Here is a 14962-nt window from a genome sequence, read left to right as displayed (position 1 = left end):
ACTCAAATTGTTGTGCAGGAACTATCGTTCGTACTTGTGCAGCTACCTTCCGTCGTCGCGCACCGTGGCGCGTCCACCGACCGTCCCGAGCACACCATCGGCGCCTACGAGCTGGCCTTGAAGGAGGGTGCGGACGGGCTGGAGTGCGACATCCGCTTGTCGCGTGACGGCGAGATCGTGTGTGTGCACGATCGCACGCTCACCCGCACGTCGAACGGCCGTGGCACGGTCAGCGCGCTCACGCTCAGCGACCTGCAGAAGTACGACTACGGCAGCTGGCACCGGCACGGTCAGCCGGCCGAACTGCTCGTGCTCGACCAGCTGCTGGAGTTGGTCAAGGGCAAGAACGTGCAGCTCTTCGTCGAGACCAAGCACCCGGTCCGGTACCGCAACGAGGTCGAACGCAAGCTCGTCGAGACGCTGAAGAAGCACGACCTCGACGCGCAGATCGTCATGATGTCGTTCTCGCCGACGGCCGTGAAGGCGTTCCGGGAGCAGGCGCCCGACATCCGCACGGTGCTGCTGCTCGACCGTCTCGGCCGGTACCGCAGTGGCGTGCTGCCGTCGTTCGCCGACTACACCGGGCCAGGTGTGCACGTGCTGCGCAACGACCCCGAATACGTCGAACGGGCGAGGCGGGCGGGCCACGAGACCTACGTGTGGACGGTGGACAGCCCCGAGGACGTCGCGCTGTGCCGTGACCTGGGGGTCCGCTACCTCGCGACCAATGCCCCGGCGAACACCCGCCGCCTGCTGACGGCTAATTTGGCCACCTGACAAGCCTGAGCACGAGGAGGGCCAAGGTGGCCAAGCGGACCGCGGTCAAGGACGCACCGAAGGACGGGATCAACCCGAAGCAGCCCTGCCCGTGCGGGTCCGGCAAGCGCTACAAGGCCTGCCACGGCGCGCCCGGTGGCGCGACGGACGTGATCGTGTCCCGGCCGTTCGAGGGCCTGGCCGCCGAGTGCGAGCTGATCGCGCTGCGCGAGTTCGTGCCGTCGGCGGTCGCGAAGCTGCCGGTCAAGGACGGTCGCGAGGTCACGCTCGCCACGGTGCTGCCGATGGCCGCCGCCGGTCTGATCCGCGGCGACGACGTCCCGTTCGTGGGTCTGCAGGTGCAGACGCGCTCCGGTGACATCAGCCGCGACCTGGCGCGGGCGCTGCAGTGGGCGCAGCAGGCCAAGACCGGTGACGTGCTGCCGGTCGTCGGTCCGGACAACGGGGACAACCCCGGTCGGCTGCAGGACCTGCTCGACCCCGAGGCCGAGATCACGCCCGTCCTGCACGCCGACTTCGTGTGGTGGATGCCCGAGGGCACCGAGCCCACCGGCGACGTGGCGCTGTCGCTGGAGCGCGCGAACGCGGCGATCCTGCCGACCGAACGCCTCGACGCTCCCGGCGTGAAGGCCGCGTACTGGGTGGACGCGGGCGACAAGGCGCACCTGCGCTGGGTTCGTCCCGAGCCCGAGGAGAAGCTGCTGCCCGCGATGGCCCGCCTGGCCGCCCGCGGTGAGCTGGACCTGGGCGAGGGCTCGCGGTACGCCGGTTCGTTCCGCGCGCACGGCCTGCTGGTGCCGGTCTGGGACCTCGACCGCGAGATGCACGCGCGCGAGTGGGCCGACCCGGCCGAGGCACTGGGCAAGCGCTTGCTGGAGGCGCTGGCCTCCGACGAGCCGCTCAGCGACGCCGAGCGCCGTGCCCGCGACGGCCTGCGCGGCCGTCAGATCACGCTTCGATGACTCTGTCCACAGCGTTGTCCACAAGGAGCTGTGGATAAGTGCTGCTGCACATCATCTCGACGGCCGGCTGGGCTGCTGCCCAGTCGGCCGGTGTGATCGCGCCGGACGGCGAGGACTTCGTGCACTGCTCCGATCGGGGCGTCGTGCACGTGACCGCCGGCAAGTTCTTCCGCGGCCAGAGCGGGCTGCTGTTGCTCGTGATCGACCCGAAGCTGCTCGACGTGCCCGTGCGCTGGGAGGCGGTGCCGGACTCGCCGCTGTGGTTCCCGCACGTGTACGGGAAGATCCCGGTCACGGCGGTGCTGGAGATCCACGACTTCCCGTGCGAGCCTGACGGTTCGTTCGTTCTCCCGGAAGCCGTTGCCGTTCTGTGATTTAGTGGGGCAACCGTTCCGCACGGCCGGGCGTGAACTCCTCGAAGCCAGTCGCTTCGGGGAGGGGGGTGTGCCGTGACGGCGGTGCTGAGACTGGAGTTGGCCGCCGAAAGCGGCGGGGGAAGAGCGGAAACCGTGGGGGATTTCGCGGAGTTCGTGCGCATGTCCATGCCCGGACTTCTGCGTTATGGCCATGCACTGACCGGAAATCCGCACGACGCGTCCGATCTCGTGCAGTCCGTGCTGGAGAAGGTCGGCTCGCGCTGGGTCTCCGTGCAGCGCAAGGGCGACGACCCGCTCGCATATGTCCGCCGTGCCATGGCCAACACGCACATCAGCATCTGGCGCCGCCGCCGCCGCGAGAGCCTCGTGGCGGAGTTCCCGGAAACCGGTGCCGTGCCGCCCGAGCTGAGCCGGCTCGACAACGAACCGCTTTGGCAAGCCCTGCGCGAACTGCCGCCACGGCAGCGCGCGGTGATCGTGCTGCGTTACTACGAGAACCTCTCCGAAGCCGAGATCGCGAACGCGCTCGGCATCTCGTGCGGCACGGTCAAGAGCCAGAGCAGCAAGGCGATGGCGAGTCTCCGGACCCGCCTGGGAAAGGACTGACCAGTGGACGACCTCGACGACGATCTGCGCAGGCTGTTCAGCGACGATCGGCTGGAACTCCACGTGACGCCGGACGCGACCGACTCGGTCGTCCGCGGAGCCGCTCGGCGCCGCCGGCGACGGACCGCGGTCGCCGGCGCCTTCGGCGTGGTGGCCCTGGCCGGCGTCGGGCTCGGTGTGACCCAACTGCACCTGCCGAACCCGGAGGAACTGGCCGGCCCGCTGCTGCCGATCGCCTCCTCGACCACCTTGACTTCACCACCCTCGGTCACGGTCAGCACGTTCACCTCGACCGCCACCGTCACCGTCGATCCGCCGGTGAAAACGGGGGACGTGAGCTCCGGCAAGCCCAACCCCGGCAACACCAACAAGGCGAGCTCGAGCAACCCGCCCCCGCCCGCCACTCCCGAGGCGCAGCCTGGCCGTTACGGCTCGCTCGCGCTGGGGATGCCCGAAGCGGAGGCGCTGGCAACCGGTTCGCTGATCGAACCGAGCAGCCCGGCCGACCCCGAGGGCAGGTGCAAGGCGTACGCCACGAAGTCGGTGCCCGACACCAACGCCGTGATCATCTCGCCGGTCAAGGGGATCGTGCGGATCACGCTCGCGAGCTACGCCAAGACACCCAAGAACGTCGGTGCCGGTTCGACGGTGGACGCCGTGAAGACCGCATATGCGAACGCCACGCAAAGTGGTTCCAACGTGGTCGTGCCGATGGCCGCGACACCCAAATGGTCGTACATCTTCGAGAGCGACGGCGCCACCGTGACCACGGTCCGAATGCGCCTGGCCGACAACGACTGCGCAACTGCCTAATTGAATCCTGCTGAAGTCCCGCCGCTCTTGGGGGTGCGGCGGGGCTTCGGCGTCCCCTTTTGGTGATAGTGAAAACGTCCGTTCCCCGTGACTTTTCCGTGACGATGAACTTCGCAACCGCCCTGCGGTATCGACGTCCTATGGGTGTCAGAAAACAGGGGGGACCTGAAATGAAGATCGCAATCGGCATCGCAATCGTGATCGCCGCCGCCACAGTCGGAATCGTCGCGACGCCCGACTCCCGCAAGAGCGCCACGCCCACGACTCCGGACCCGATTTCCGCGCCGCCGGTGTCCTCGACCGTGGTCACCGAGGTCACGACCGTCACCGTCACCAACCCGGCGCAGCCGGAGTCGCTCGTGAAGATCGACAACCGTCTCGGCTACGGCGCCCTCAAGCTGCACATGACGCCCGAAGAGGCCGTAGCCGCCGGTTTGGAGGGCCTGGAGCTGGAGCCGGGGGCCGGTGCCTGTTCGATTGCGGAGAACGTCGCCATTTCCAGGAAGTACGGCATCGAACGGATTACCTTGCCCGCGGAATCGACCACCTCGCTGGGGATCGGGGTCGGCTCGACCGTCGCGGACGTGAAAAAGGCGTACCCGAACGCCAAGCCTTTCCGGGGTGGCTTCTCGGTGGAGTTGAACGACACCGGAGGTTACACGTTCTCGGTCACGTCCAAGTTGAACGGTCCTTTCGCGGACACCGACAAAGTCGAAGCCGTCAAGCTCATGGCAAGCCTGGTTGAATGCCCAAACGCCGCTCTCTGATTTTCGCAAACAATTTTCTGGGGACAGAAATGAACCGCTCGCTCGTGCTCGTCGCCGTCACCGCCGCGCTGGCCCTGGCCGCGTGCACCTCCACGCCCACGCCGGACAACAACGCCACGTCCACGCCGACCGGCACCAGTACCAGCACTCCGCAGGCCACGGTCGTCACCGAGGTCGTGACGCAGACGGTGACGAACCCGCCGGTGAAGCCGGTGATCGACTCGTTCGGCTACGGCGGCCTCAAGCTCGGCATGACGCTGCAGCAGGCGTTGGACACGAAGCTGATCGGTCCGGCGCGTCCGGGTGGCCAGCCGAGCGACGTCTGCACGACTCACGACATCCTCGGCACCGGGCAGTGGGTGTCCGTGTCCAAGAGGATCGGTGTCGCGAACATCTACTTCTCGGCGGACATGACGGCAGACGGTGTTGGCGTGGGTGGCACCGAGGCCGCTCTCAAAGCGAAGTACACCAACCTCACGCAGCGCCACATGAGCACCAACTGGACCACCAGGACGCCCGAGAACCCTTCCGCCTGGTTCGACTTCACCTCGAAGGACGGCAAGCTCATCCAAGCCCTGCTGAGGCACGTGGACCAGGACTGCCACAGCTAGTCGCAAAAATCTTGAACAGGCGTGTCGAGAAGCAGGGAACGGCTCCGTCCCCGGTGTGAAAGCGGCCAAGATGGGCCGCAAGCGGACTGAGGGAGTCACCAGAGATGGCCAAGTACCTGCTGCTCAAGCACTACCGCGGCGCCCCTTCGCCGGTGAACGACGTGCCGATGGACCAGTGGACCGAGGACGAGATCACCGCGCACGTCCAATACATGAACGACTTCGCGGACCGGCTCAGGAACACCGGTGAGTTCGTCGACGAGCGGGCGCTCGCACAGGAGGGCACGTGGGTCCGTTACGACGGTGAGGGCCGGCCGCCGGTCACCGACGGGCCGTTCGCGGAGACGAAGGACCTCATCGCCGGCTGGATGATCATCGACGTCGACAGCTACGAGCGCGCGGTCGAGTTGGCCGGCGAGTTGTCCGCGGCGCCCGGCAAGGACGGCAAGCCGATCCACGAGTGGCTCGAGCTGCGTCCGTTCTACGGTCACGCGCCGACGATCACGGAGTGACGATGGACGAGGCGCTGCTCAGGAGCCTCACCCCGGCCGTGCTCGGCATCCTCGTCCGCCGCGGAGCTGACTTCGCTGCGGCCGAGGACGCCGTGCAGGACGCGTTGGTCGAGGCGATCCGCGTGTGGCCGGCCGACCCGCCGCGCGATCCCAAGGGCTGGCTGGTCACCGCTGCCTGGCGCAAGTTCCTCGACGCGACGAGAGCGGAGACCGCGCGGCGCAGGCGCGAGGACCTGATCGACGCCGAACCGGAAGCCGGTCCCGCGCAGGACACCGACGACACGCTGCAGCTCTACTTCCTGTGCGCGCACCCGTCGTTGACGCCGTCGTCGGCGGTCGCGCTCACCCTGCGCGCCGTCGGTGGCCTGACCACCCGCCAGATCGCCCAGGCCTACCTCGTGCCCGAGGCCACCATGGCCCAGCGCATCAGCCGGGCCAAGAAGACGGTCGGCGCGGTGCGGTTCGACCAGCCCGGTGACGTCGCCACCGTGCTGCGCGTGCTCTACCTGGTCTTCAACGAGGGCTACTCCGGTGACGTCGACCTGGCCGCCGAGGCCATCAGACTCACCCGGCAGCTCGCGACGGCGATCGACCACCCCGAGGTGTCCGGTCTGCTCGCTCTCATGCTGCTGCACCACGCCAGGCGCGCCGGCCGGACCGCGGCCGACGGTAGCCTGGTCGCGCTGGCCGAGCAGGATCGCGGCAAGTGGGACACCCGGCTGATCGCCGAGGGCGTCGAGATCCTGCAGGCGGCGCTCGCGCAGGACCGGCTCGGGGAGTTCCAGGCGCAGGCGGCCATCGCGGCACTGCACGCCGACGCTCCCAGGGCGGAGGAAACGGACTGGGTGCAGATCGTCGAGTGGTACGACGAGCTCGCCGCGCTGACCGACAGCCCGATCGTGCGACTCAACCGCGCGGTGGCCGTCGCGGAGGCGGACGGTCCGCGCGCCGGGTTGAAAGCACTCGCCGAACTCGACGACTCATTGCCCCGCTACACGGCGGTGGCCGCATACCTCCACGAGCGCGACGGCGACGATCAAACAGCCGCGCGGCTCTACGTCGAGGCGGCCGGGAAAGCGTCGAACCTCGCCGAACGGGAATACCTCACGCGCCAGGCCGCCCGGCTCAACCGAAAAAGCCCGCCTCACCCGTGAGGGTGAAGCGGACTTCATGATTTCAGGCACTCAAGCGTGCGAAGAAAAACCTCAGACCGTGCCGCCGGCCGCGGTCGGAGCGCCGGAGTCACCACCGTCGCCCACGGTTTCGCGGGTCAGGAACGTCTCCACGTAGAACATGTTGCCGTCCGCGCGGTCCATGATCGTGAGCAGCGTCTTCATCGAGGAGACCTCCTCGACCTGCTCCTTCAGGAACCACTGCAGGAACTGCTCACCGATGTAGTCGCCCTCCTCGCGGGCGGCCCTGGCGAGCGCCACGATCTGGTCGGTGACCTGCTGCTCCTGGCGCAGGGCGAGGTCGACGAGGTCGCGCGGCGCCTTGAAGTCGTTGATCGGCGTCTCGGTGCCGGGAATGGCGACCGCGATGTCGTTGTCCATGAGGAACTGAACGATCATCATCGCGTGGTTGCGCTCTTCGAGAGCCTGCTTGTAGAAGTGCGACGCGAGGCGCGGGAGGTCCTCGTTGTCGAACCAGACGGCGAGCGCGATGTACTGCTGCGAAGCGGAGAACTCGTTGCCGATCTGAGCCTGCAGGAGCTCGTGGAACTTCGACTTCTTGGTCAGGATCTTCTTCACGTTCGAGGCCATGAGGAGTACGTTAACCCAAGACGTCGATCTTCGCATTCCAGGAAAAGCTAACCTTTGTTTGGAAAGGGGAACCAAACAAAGGTTAGGCGTTCCTAATAATCACACCAATGGCGCGCGGTCAATCGGGCACGACATGCAGCGCGGCCCGCCGCGGCCCGAGCCCAGTTCCGAGCCGGCGATCCGCAGCACCTCGACGCCCGCGTCCTCGAGGCGCGCGTTCGTCTCGACGTTGCGCTCGTACGCCACGACGAGACCGGGGCCGACCGCCAGCGTGTTGTTGCCGTCGTCCCACTGCTCGCGCTCGGCGGTGACCGTGTCGAGGCCGGTGTCGATCACGCGGAGTCGCTCGATGCCCATCGCCTCGGCCGCGGCCTCCAGGAACGGCACGGGGCCGTCCACGCGCACGCCGCCGTTGCCGTCGGAGCGCAGTGGGTAGGCCGTCAGCGTGTGCCTGATCGCCGGGTACATCACCACGGCGTCGCGATCGACCATCGTGCAGACGGTGTCGAGGTGCATCGTGGCGCGTTCCTGCTCGATCGGCACCGCCAGCACCGTGTGCGCGAGACCGTCCGCGAGAGCGGAGCGGGCGAACGACTCCGCGCCCGCCGGGGTGGTGCGCTCGCCGACGCCGATGGCGATCACACCCGGCGCGAGCAGCAGCACGTCGCCGCCCTCCAGCGGGGCCGAGTGGGCGCCGTACGCGCGGCCCGTGCGGCGGAACCGCGGGTGGTAGGCGTAGATCAGGTCGGTCAGCGTCGTCTCGCGGTCGCGGGCGGGCAGTGCGAGCGACGTGATGGCCACGCGGTCGCCGACCCAGACCGACGAGTCGCGGGTGAAGAGCAGGTTCGGCAGCGGGTCGACGGCGAAGTCGATCGGCAGGTGCATCTTGCGCACCAGCGACGCGCCTTCGGCGGCCGGCATCTCCTCGAACGTCATGCCGGTCATCAGCACCTGCGCGAGCTGCGGCGCGTCCAGCGACGTGAGGTGGCTGCGCAGCGCGTCGGCCAGGTCGATGCCGAGGCGGCGCTCGTTGACGGCGCTGTGGACGCCCGCGATGCGCGCGCGGTTGTCCTCCAGCGCCTGGACCAGCACGTCCGCCAGCAACAGGACCTCGACGCCCTTCGAGGTCAGCGTCGCGGCGAACGCGTCGTGCTCCTCCTGGGCCCTGCCGACCCACGGCACGCCGTCGAACAGCAGCTGGTCGTTGTTGCGCGGGGTGAGCCTCTTGAGCTCGTTGCCCGGCCGGTGCAGCAACACCGTGCGCAGCGGGCCGACCTCGCTGTCCACGCGGGGCGCGGCGTCCGGAAGTGCTTCGGTCTCAGCGATCGTGTGCGCAGTCACCGAACGAGCGTAACGCCGAACAGCACAAATCGCCGCTGCTGAGCCCTGAAACGCAACGAATGAGGTGTGAATTTCGATTCAACAGTCAAATCATTAGGGCAACCAGCTCACTTTGCCGCGCAACATTGTGTAGCCCACGAACGCGACGACGTCGAGGATCGTGTGGGCGATCACCAGCGGCCACAGCCGCTTCGTGCGCTGCCAGTAGAACCCGAACACCAGGCCCATGACCAGGTTGCCGACGAACCCGCCGAAGCCCTGGTAGAGGTGGTACGAGCCGCGCAGGACGGCGGCCGCGAACAATGCCGTGTACTGCCGCCACCCGAGCTGCTGCAGGCGCGTGATCAGGTACCCGACGACGAGCACCTCCTCCGCCCACGCGTTGCCGGCGGCGGCGAGGATCAACGCCAGGCTCATCCACCACTGGTTGTCCAAAGTGGACGGCTGCACGGCGAGGTTCAGCCCGAGCGCCCACGCGCCGAAGTAGAACGCCAGGCCGGGGATGCCGATGATCGCGGCCAATCCGAGCGCGCCCAGCGAGTCCGCGAGCTTGCGGGTGCCGTCGAGCCCGATGACCTTGAGCTTGATCCCGGTGCGCCACAACAGGTACAGGCCGATGCCGCCCCACGCGGCCAGCTGCAGCACGCCGAGCAGCTGCGCCACCAGGTCCAGCAGATCGGCGCGCGCCTGCGGGACGTTGATCGCGACCGACTGCTGGTTGAGCGGGGTCGGCTGCAACAGGCTGTCGATCAGCCGCACGAGGCTGCGCAGGCCCGAGAGCCCGAGCGTCATGCTGAAGACGATCAGCAGCTCGATCTGGTAACCGCGCTTCTCGTCATCGGGGATCAAGGTCACCCGCGCGAGGCTACCTCTGGGACAAGAACGGGCAGCCCATCAGCCGACGCAGCTCGGCGGCGAGTTCCGTCGGCGTGCTGACCGGCTTGGAGAACGCGATCCGCACGTCGTGGTCCTCGCACTCCGCCTCGACCCGCAGCCGCAGCCCGAACCGGTCGAGCCCGAGCGGCCGCACGTGGCCGTTCCGCAGCTCCTCCGGAAGGTGCCGGGCGAGCTGGCCGACGACGTCGCGATGCGCCGCCTCCAGGTGTCGCAGCCAGTGGTCCTCGTTGCGGCAGAACGGGTCCGGCGTCGCGCTCGCGAACTGGTCCGGCCGGATCGACGACGTGCCCTCGGCGTCCGCGATCACCATCGACGCGGGTGTGAGCCTCAGCACCGAAGCGCCGTGACCCGCGTCCAGCAGGCGGTGGTCCGGCCGCACGTCGGCGATCGCGAGGATCTCGTCGCGCGCCTCCTGACCGTCCAGCGGGGCGATCCAGCCGGTGAGCCACAGCAGCCCGCGGACGGGTTCGCGCAACGCCACCGGAGCCTGGTCGGCGATCTCCAGCATCGCCGTCACCTCGGCGCGCGGGCTCTGCCACAGCTGCCCCACCAGCGGATGTTCGTCGGCGAGCAGCAATATCGCGGTGCCGCACGGGCGCACGTGGTGGAACAACGGACTGGTGCGGGACCCGGCCTGAGGAAGCAGCGCGGCCTGACCGCCACGAGCCGCGATCGTGCGGGCGCGCTCCGCGGCGTGCGGCGCCGGCGGGCGCTTGGTCTGGGTGTCGGTCACCGCTCCACCTCCTCGAAGGTTAGGCAAGCCTAACTTAGCTTTGCCCATCATGGGAAGGTCCACCTGTACGGTGGTCAGGTGGTCGTGCCCAACAAGCCGTCCACCGAGGTGACGGCGCTCGACGATCGGTGGACCCGGCACTGTGTCGACCGGGCGAGCCGTCGTGCCCTGGTGTGGACCGTTCTCGCGGGCTCGGCCTTCGCGCTCCAGTTCGTGCTGGTACTTGTGTGGTCGTGGTCCTCACCGGTGGCGCTGGTGCTGCTCTTCTTCGCCGCGGCCGTGCTGTGGGTGGTGACGCGTCGCCGTCCGGTGCGTTTACCGGAAGGTGAACCGTGGCATTTCGCCCATGTGCAGTGGGAAGGAGGGCGTCTGGTCGTGTTGTCGTCGCCGCCACTTCTGTTGACCGTGCGCGTCGGTCCTTTGCTGCGCGGACGAATCGCGCGCCATCGTCGCGTCTGGTTCGTGCCGCCGGACTCGGCGGGCAACACCGTCATCACGTTTCGCGGGGTACCGCAGCTGATCCCGGCGCGCGTGAAGAGATGATCATTGAGAACTGGAGCGACACCTGTCTCGTGCGGGCGGATCGTCGCGCTGTGGGGCACATTCTGTTTGCTCTGGCGACCTTCGCGGTCGTGCTCATGATCGGCTGGCTCTGGCTCACCGTGTTGTCCGTCCCGGTCGTGCTGGAACTGGCCGCGCCGGGGTTGCGGCACTTCTTCACCCGCCGCGGCACCCTGCAGCTGATCGCGCAGTTCCCGTTCCGCCCGGTGTCGGTGAGCTTCGTGGCCGGCCGGCGGATCGGCCGTCAGGCGTACCTGAAGGTGCACGACTCGGAGAACAACCTGAGGCTGCCCGAACTTCCGGAACGCGCGCGGGTGCTCGTCCGGCACACCGGCCGGATCTGGATCGCCGGTCCGGACGAACGCGGGCGTCTGGTGGCGATGACGCGCGGGCTGGCGTTCCTCACGCGTGGACGGGTCGTGGACCGCTAACGGCCCGTTGCGATGCCTTCGGACTCCGCCCACTGCGTGAGGTCGTCCTTGCGCAGCGCGGCCGCCAGCAGTTCGGGGAACTTGTCCGGCGTGCAGGCGAACGCGGGCGCACCCAGCGCGGAGAGCTTCGCGGCGAGTTCGTGGTCGTAGGCGGGGGTGCCGGAGTCGCTGAGCGCCAACAGGTTCACGACCGTGACGCCGCTCGCGACCAGTTCCCGGACCCGGCGCTGCAGTTCGGTCTCCGAGCCGCCCTCGTACAGGTCGCTGATGATCACGACGACCGTGTCGGTGGGCCTGCGGACCTGCGTCTGCGCGTAGGCGACCGCTCGGTTGATGTCCGTGCCGCCGCCGAGCTGGGCGCTGAACAGCAGGTCCACCGGGTCGCTGAGCTGGTCGGTCAGGTCCGCGACCTCGGTGTCGAACACGACGAGCCTGGTCGAGATCGAGCGGATGGACGCGAGCGCCGAGCCGAGAACGGCCGCGTGCACCAACGAGTCCGCCATCGAACCGGACTGGTCGACCAGCAGGATCACGTCCCGCATGGCCGCGGCCCGGCTGCGCCTGCGGTGACCGATCAGGTCCTCGACGATCACGGTCTTGTGCTGCGGCTGGTAGTTCTTGAGGTTGGCCTTGATCGTGGTCGCCCAGTCGACGTCCGGCAGCTGCGGCCGGTGGGTGCGCTTGGAACGGTCCACGGCGCCTCGGACGGCCTCGACGAGCCGGTCCTTCAGCCGTTTCTCGATGTCCTCGACCACCTTCTGCACCACGGCTTTCGCGGTGTCGCGGGTGCGGGCGGGGATGGCGCGGGAGAGCTGCAGCAGGGTGCTGACGAGGTGCACGTCCGGTTCGACGGACTGCAGCAGTTCGGGTTCGAGCAGCAGCTGCCGCAGACCGAGCTTTTCGACGGCGTCCCGTTGCATCACCTGCACGACGGACGTGGGGAAGTACTTGCGGACGTCACCGAGCCACCGGTGCAACTGGGGCGAACTCGCGCCCAGACCGGCACCTCGGTCGCCGCCACCGCCGTAGAGGCCGGTCAGCGCGCCATCGCGCCGTTGGTCGTCATCGCCCAGCTGCGCCACGTCTTCAGCACTGGGGCCTAACAAGAGCCGCCAGCGCCGCAGCCGTTCGTCGGTCATTTGAGGGCCGCCGCCACTTCTTCGGCCGCACGCACGACGTGAGGGCCGACAACGTCCGCGTCGAGCCTCTCCAGCGCCACGACGCCAACGGACGCCCTGAGGCCGGGAACGCCGCGCACAGGTGCCGCGACGCCGTACGCGTTGGGCTGCAGCTCACCCGTGGAGACGACCCAGTTGTCCACGGGCTGCGAGATGGCCTTGCCGGCCGCCCCGCGGTGCACCGGGTGACGGGAACCCACCCGGTACGCCACGTGGAAAGCGGTCCACGACGGTTCGACGACGGCGACGGCCTGGGCCTCGCTGCCGTCCGCGACGGTGAGGTGCGCGGTGGCGCCGACCTTCTCCGCGAGTTCGCGCAGAGCCGGGTTCGCGGCCATCCGGAGCTGGGGGAGGACGTTGGAGGCGAGCCGCAGCACGCCCAGGCCGAGCCGGACCTTCGAGCCCTCCCTGCGCACGAGACCGCGCGCCTGGAGCGGCACGAGCAGCCGGTAGACGGCGGCCCTGGACGCGCCGATGGCCGTGGCGAGCTCCGAGATCGACGGTGCCTCGGACTCCGCCTCAGCGACCGCCTGGAGCAGCGCCAGACCCCGTTCCAGGGTCAGCGAGCTCTCCTTCGTCGCTCCGACCATCACGCACTCCGAACTGTGCCCACCACCTCGGCGAGACCGACCACGGAACCGCCTTCACCGGGAGCCGTCGCGGTCAGCCTGACCGTGTCGCCGTCTTCCAGGAAGGACCTCGTGGAGCCGTCGTCGAGCTTGAACGGTTCCTTGCCGCCCCAGCTGAGTTCGAGGAACGAGCCGCGCTCGTCCTTCTCCGGTCCGGAGACCGTGCCGGAGGCGAACAGATCACCTGGGCGCACCGTAGCGCCGTTCACCGTCATGTGCGCCAGCTGTTGCACAAATGACCACGACATCTCCCGGAACGGAGGCCGCGCGACGATCGTGTCGTTCAGCTCCACCGTGATGGTGATGTCGAGGCCCCAGGGCTGATCGCAGGTCAGGTAGTCGTGCAGCTTGTTCGGCAGCGGCGGCGTCGGGACGCGTGCAACTGAGAACGCTTCGAGCGGGGTGATCCAGGCGCCGATCGACGTGGCGAACGACTTGGCGAGGAACGGGCCGAGCGGCTGGTACTCCCACGCCTGGATGTCGCGCGCCGACCAGTCGTTGACCAGCGCGACGCCGAAGACGTGCTCGGCGGCCCTGCTCGTGGACACGTTGGCGGCCTGCGGACCACCGCAGACGAACCCGACCTCGGCCTCGATGTCGAGGCGTTCGGAGGGACCGAACTTCGGGCCCTCGCTGCCGCGCCTCTGGCCGTTCGGGCGGACGATCTCGGTGCCGGAGACGTACACCGTGCCCGCCCGGCCGTGGTAGCCGATCGGGAGGTGCGTCCAGTTCGGCGTGAGCGCGTCGCCGTCGGGGCGGAACATCCTGCCGACGTTCTCCGCGTGGTGCCTGCTCGAGTAGAAGTCCACGTAGTCGCCGACCGTGAACGGCAGCTTCGCCGTCTCGATGCTCGTCAGTTCGGCGCCCTTGGGAGCGGACGTCGCGGTGACGATCTCCTTGAGCTTGGCGCGCAGGGCGCTCCAGACCGGGCGCCCGGCCTTCAGCAGCGGGTCCAGCGAGTCCGTCTGCACGTACTCGCTGCACTTGCCCAGGGCGAGGCTCCCCAGGAGCAACGCCTGGTCGCCGACGCGGACGGCCACGCCCCCGTCGACGACGCCGTAGGGGAGGGTCTGCGGTCCGAACGGCTGGTCTTCGGTGAAGTTCGGGTCGCTGATCCAGCTCAAAGCAGTCCAAGCCCTTCGAGGTCGGCGATCGGTTCGGCGAGCGAGCACGAGCCGTAGCTCGCGAAGACACCGCGGACGGCGTGCGCGGCCTGGTCGCTGAGCGCCTTGGCCTCGGCGGTGAGAGCCTCGGCGTCGGTGCTCGCGAGCGCCTCGCGGACGTCGCGGCCGGACAAGCTTCTGGCCGTGGCGACGAGGAGGTTCAGGAAGCCGTGGTGCGTGAAGCCCTGCTCGTCGGTGTAGCGGACGGCCTTGTGCAGGCCCGCCGTCGCCTTGAACGCGACGCCGCCACCGCTGACGACGGACAGGAAGTCCGCGACCTCGTCGACGCTGGGGAAGTTCTCGGTGCTCAGGCCTCCGCAGCGGAGCTTGGGCCAGCTGCCGTGCTCGATGACCCGGCGGACGCCGTCGAGCCACTCGGCCCCGCCGCGGCGGGGCTCGACGACGCGGATGACGTCCTCGGGGACGAACTCCGACACGCGTTCGAGCCACACCTCGTCCACATCGGACGGTGCGGGCATCTCGACCATGCGCAGAGCGAGGAGCTCACTGCGGCTCTCGACGATGGACACGGCCTTCGGCACGCCGCCGAGGCCGGTGTCGATCACGAGGCTGAGAGCGATCGGTTTCGGCGGCTTGACCTTGATGAGTTCGGTGATCAACTCGGCGAGGCGGGAGGCCGGGCACAGGAAGAGACCCATGACGCCAGACCACTCGCCGACTCGTCCGTCGAGGTGCCCGCGCACCGCGTCGGGCATCGGCGCGTTCCCCGGAGGGAACAGCGCGGCATCGTCCACAAGCCTCGCGAGCAGGGGCGGAGTACCGCGCGGACCGGGCGCACGGAGTTCGACAGCGCTTGACACGGCTGACACGCTAGCTGGGT

At 68.6% G+C, this 14962-nt stretch carries 19 protein-coding genes; 11 read left to right on the top strand and 8 right to left on the bottom strand.

What is annotated here, in order from left to right; translation table 11 throughout:
• The first annotated feature begins 36 nt into the window (after positions 1–36).
• The 9 genes from G7043_RS22630 (at position 37) to G7043_RS22590 (ending at position 6579) form a co-directional block, all read left to right on the top strand.
• Positions 37–777: a glycerophosphodiester phosphodiesterase gene (locus G7043_RS22630; RefSeq protein WP_313888025.1), complete on the top strand. Its 741-nt coding sequence runs from the start codon at positions 37–39 to the stop codon at positions 775–777.
• A gap of 26 nt (positions 778–803) precedes the next feature.
• Entirely contained in the window at positions 804–1739 is a 936-nt protein-coding gene (locus tag G7043_RS22625; protein ID WP_166048507.1) for a DUF5926 family protein, read from the top strand.
• Positions 1740–1777: 38 nt separating this feature from the next.
• Positions 1778–2113: a DUF952 domain-containing protein gene (locus G7043_RS22620; protein WP_166048505.1), complete on the top strand. Its 336-nt coding sequence runs from the start codon at positions 1778–1780 to the stop codon at positions 2111–2113.
• 162 nt (positions 2114–2275) lie between these two features.
• On the top strand, positions 2276–2722 hold the full coding sequence (locus tag G7043_RS22615) for a SigE family RNA polymerase sigma factor (RefSeq protein WP_166049338.1): 447 nt from the start codon (positions 2276–2278) through the stop codon (positions 2720–2722).
• 3 nt (positions 2723–2725) lie between these two features.
• The gene (locus tag G7043_RS22610) at positions 2726–3535 is read left to right on the top strand and encodes a hypothetical protein (protein ID WP_166048503.1); all 810 of its coding nucleotides are present in this window, start codon (positions 2726–2728) and stop codon (positions 3533–3535) included.
• Positions 3536–3705: 170 nt separating this feature from the next.
• Positions 3706–4302, top strand: a complete 597-nt coding sequence (locus G7043_RS22605) for a hypothetical protein (RefSeq protein WP_166048501.1) — start codon at positions 3706–3708, stop codon at positions 4300–4302.
• Positions 4303–4331: 29 nt separating this feature from the next.
• Positions 4332–4913 (top strand): hypothetical protein, encoded by a 582-nt coding sequence (locus G7043_RS22600; protein ID WP_166048499.1) that lies wholly within the window; start codon positions 4332–4334, stop codon positions 4911–4913.
• A 104-nt stretch (positions 4914–5017) separates the two neighbouring features.
• Positions 5018–5425, top strand: a complete 408-nt coding sequence (locus tag G7043_RS22595) for a YciI family protein (RefSeq protein ID WP_166048497.1) — start codon at positions 5018–5020, stop codon at positions 5423–5425.
• Between the two features lie 2 nt (positions 5426–5427).
• On the top strand, positions 5428–6579 hold the full coding sequence (locus G7043_RS22590; protein ID WP_166048495.1) for an RNA polymerase sigma factor: 1152 nt from the start codon (positions 5428–5430) through the stop codon (positions 6577–6579).
• A gap of 51 nt (positions 6580–6630) precedes the next feature.
• On the opposite strand, the gene G7043_RS22585 is transcribed toward G7043_RS22590, so the two are convergent.
• The 4 genes from G7043_RS22585 to G7043_RS22570 all read right to left on the bottom strand — a co-directional run bounded on the left by G7043_RS22585 (position 6631) and on the right by G7043_RS22570 (position 10159).
• The gene (locus tag G7043_RS22585; protein WP_166048493.1) at positions 6631–7188 is read right to left on the bottom strand and encodes a ferritin; all 558 of its coding nucleotides are present in this window, start codon (positions 7186–7188) and stop codon (positions 6631–6633) included.
• Positions 7189–7287: 99 nt separating this feature from the next.
• A complete protein-coding gene (locus G7043_RS22580) occupies positions 7288–8475 on the bottom strand; it encodes an arginine deiminase (RefSeq protein ID WP_166049337.1) in 1188 nt (395 codons plus the stop codon).
• 147 nt (positions 8476–8622) lie between these two features.
• Positions 8623–9321: a CPBP family intramembrane glutamic endopeptidase gene (locus G7043_RS22575; RefSeq protein ID WP_166049335.1), complete on the bottom strand. Its 699-nt coding sequence runs from the start codon at positions 9319–9321 to the stop codon at positions 8623–8625.
• 73 nt (positions 9322–9394) lie between these two features.
• On the bottom strand, positions 9395–10159 hold the full coding sequence (locus G7043_RS22570) for a DUF2470 domain-containing protein (protein WP_166048491.1): 765 nt from the start codon (positions 10157–10159) through the stop codon (positions 9395–9397).
• Between the two features lie 78 nt (positions 10160–10237).
• Between G7043_RS22570 and G7043_RS22565 the strand changes: the two genes are divergently transcribed.
• Together G7043_RS22565 and G7043_RS22560 are read left to right on the top strand one after the other, a co-directional pair.
• Positions 10238–10702 carry a hypothetical protein gene (locus G7043_RS22565; RefSeq protein ID WP_242642568.1) on the top strand — a complete coding sequence of 155 codons (465 nt, stop codon included), beginning with the start codon at positions 10238–10240 and terminating at the stop codon, positions 10700–10702.
• 50 nt (positions 10703–10752) lie between these two features.
• Positions 10753–11151, top strand: coding sequence for a hypothetical protein (locus tag G7043_RS22560; RefSeq protein WP_166048489.1), 399 nt, complete (start codon positions 10753–10755; stop codon positions 11149–11151).
• On the opposite strand, the gene G7043_RS22555 is transcribed toward G7043_RS22560, so the two are convergent.
• Genes G7043_RS22555 through G7043_RS22540 form a run of 4 tightly spaced genes read right to left on the bottom strand, consistent with a single transcriptional unit; the run spans position 11148 to position 14942 of the window.
• Positions 11148–12290 (bottom strand): VWA domain-containing protein, encoded by a 1143-nt coding sequence (locus G7043_RS22555; protein WP_166048487.1) that lies wholly within the window; start codon positions 12288–12290, stop codon positions 11148–11150. The genes G7043_RS22560 and G7043_RS22555 overlap by 4 nt on opposite strands.
• A complete protein-coding gene (locus G7043_RS22550) occupies positions 12287–12919 on the bottom strand; it encodes an IclR family transcriptional regulator (RefSeq protein ID WP_166048485.1) in 633 nt (210 codons plus the stop codon). The genes G7043_RS22555 and G7043_RS22550 overlap by 4 nt, the downstream gene beginning before the upstream one ends.
• The gene (locus G7043_RS22545; RefSeq protein ID WP_166048484.1) at positions 12919–14082 is read right to left on the bottom strand and encodes a fumarylacetoacetate hydrolase family protein; all 1164 of its coding nucleotides are present in this window, start codon (positions 14080–14082) and stop codon (positions 12919–12921) included. Before G7043_RS22545 ends, G7043_RS22550 begins: the two co-directional genes overlap by 1 nt.
• Positions 14079–14942 carry a hypothetical protein gene (locus tag G7043_RS22540; RefSeq protein ID WP_313888024.1) on the bottom strand — a complete coding sequence of 288 codons (864 nt, stop codon included), beginning with the start codon at positions 14940–14942 and terminating at the stop codon, positions 14079–14081. Before G7043_RS22540 ends, G7043_RS22545 begins: the two co-directional genes overlap by 4 nt.
• Positions 14943–14962 lie beyond the last annotated feature (20 nt).

Origin of the sequence: Lentzea alba (assembly GCF_011067745.1) — a bacterium.
GTDB classification, from domain to species: Bacteria; Actinomycetota; Actinomycetes; order Mycobacteriales; family Pseudonocardiaceae; genus Lentzea; species Lentzea alba.
Note: the sequence above shows the minus strand (reverse complement) of the source record. Positions and strands in the feature narration are given on the sequence as shown.

Excerpts from the sequence above, each read along its gene's own strand:
- G7043_RS22615 (WP_166049338.1), top strand. The coding sequence starts at position 2,276 with ATGTCCATGCCCGGACTTCTGCGTTATGGCCATGCACTGACCGGAAAT.
- G7043_RS22605 (WP_166048501.1), top strand. The coding sequence starts at position 3,706 with ATGAAGATCGCAATCGGCATCGCAATCGTGATCGCCGCCGCCACAGTC.
- G7043_RS22600 (WP_166048499.1), top strand. The coding sequence starts at position 4,332 with ATGAACCGCTCGCTCGTGCTCGTCGCCGTCACCGCCGCGCTGGCCCTG.
- G7043_RS22595 (WP_166048497.1), top strand. The coding sequence starts at position 5,018 with ATGGCCAAGTACCTGCTGCTCAAGCACTACCGCGGCGCCCCTTCGCCG.
- G7043_RS22590 (WP_166048495.1), top strand. The coding sequence starts at position 5,428 with ATGGACGAGGCGCTGCTCAGGAGCCTCACCCCGGCCGTGCTCGGCATC.
- G7043_RS22585 (WP_166048493.1), bottom strand. The coding sequence starts at position 7,188 with ATGGCCTCGAACGTGAAGAAGATCCTGACCAAGAAGTCGAAGTTCCAC.
- G7043_RS22575 (WP_166049335.1), bottom strand. The coding sequence starts at position 9,321 with ATGACGCTCGGGCTCTCGGGCCTGCGCAGCCTCGTGCGGCTGATCGAC.
- G7043_RS22555 (WP_166048487.1), bottom strand. The coding sequence starts at position 12,290 with ATGACCGACGAACGGCTGCGGCGCTGGCGGCTCTTGTTAGGCCCCAGT.
- G7043_RS22550 (WP_166048485.1), bottom strand. The coding sequence starts at position 12,919 with ATGGTCGGAGCGACGAAGGAGAGCTCGCTGACCCTGGAACGGGGTCTG.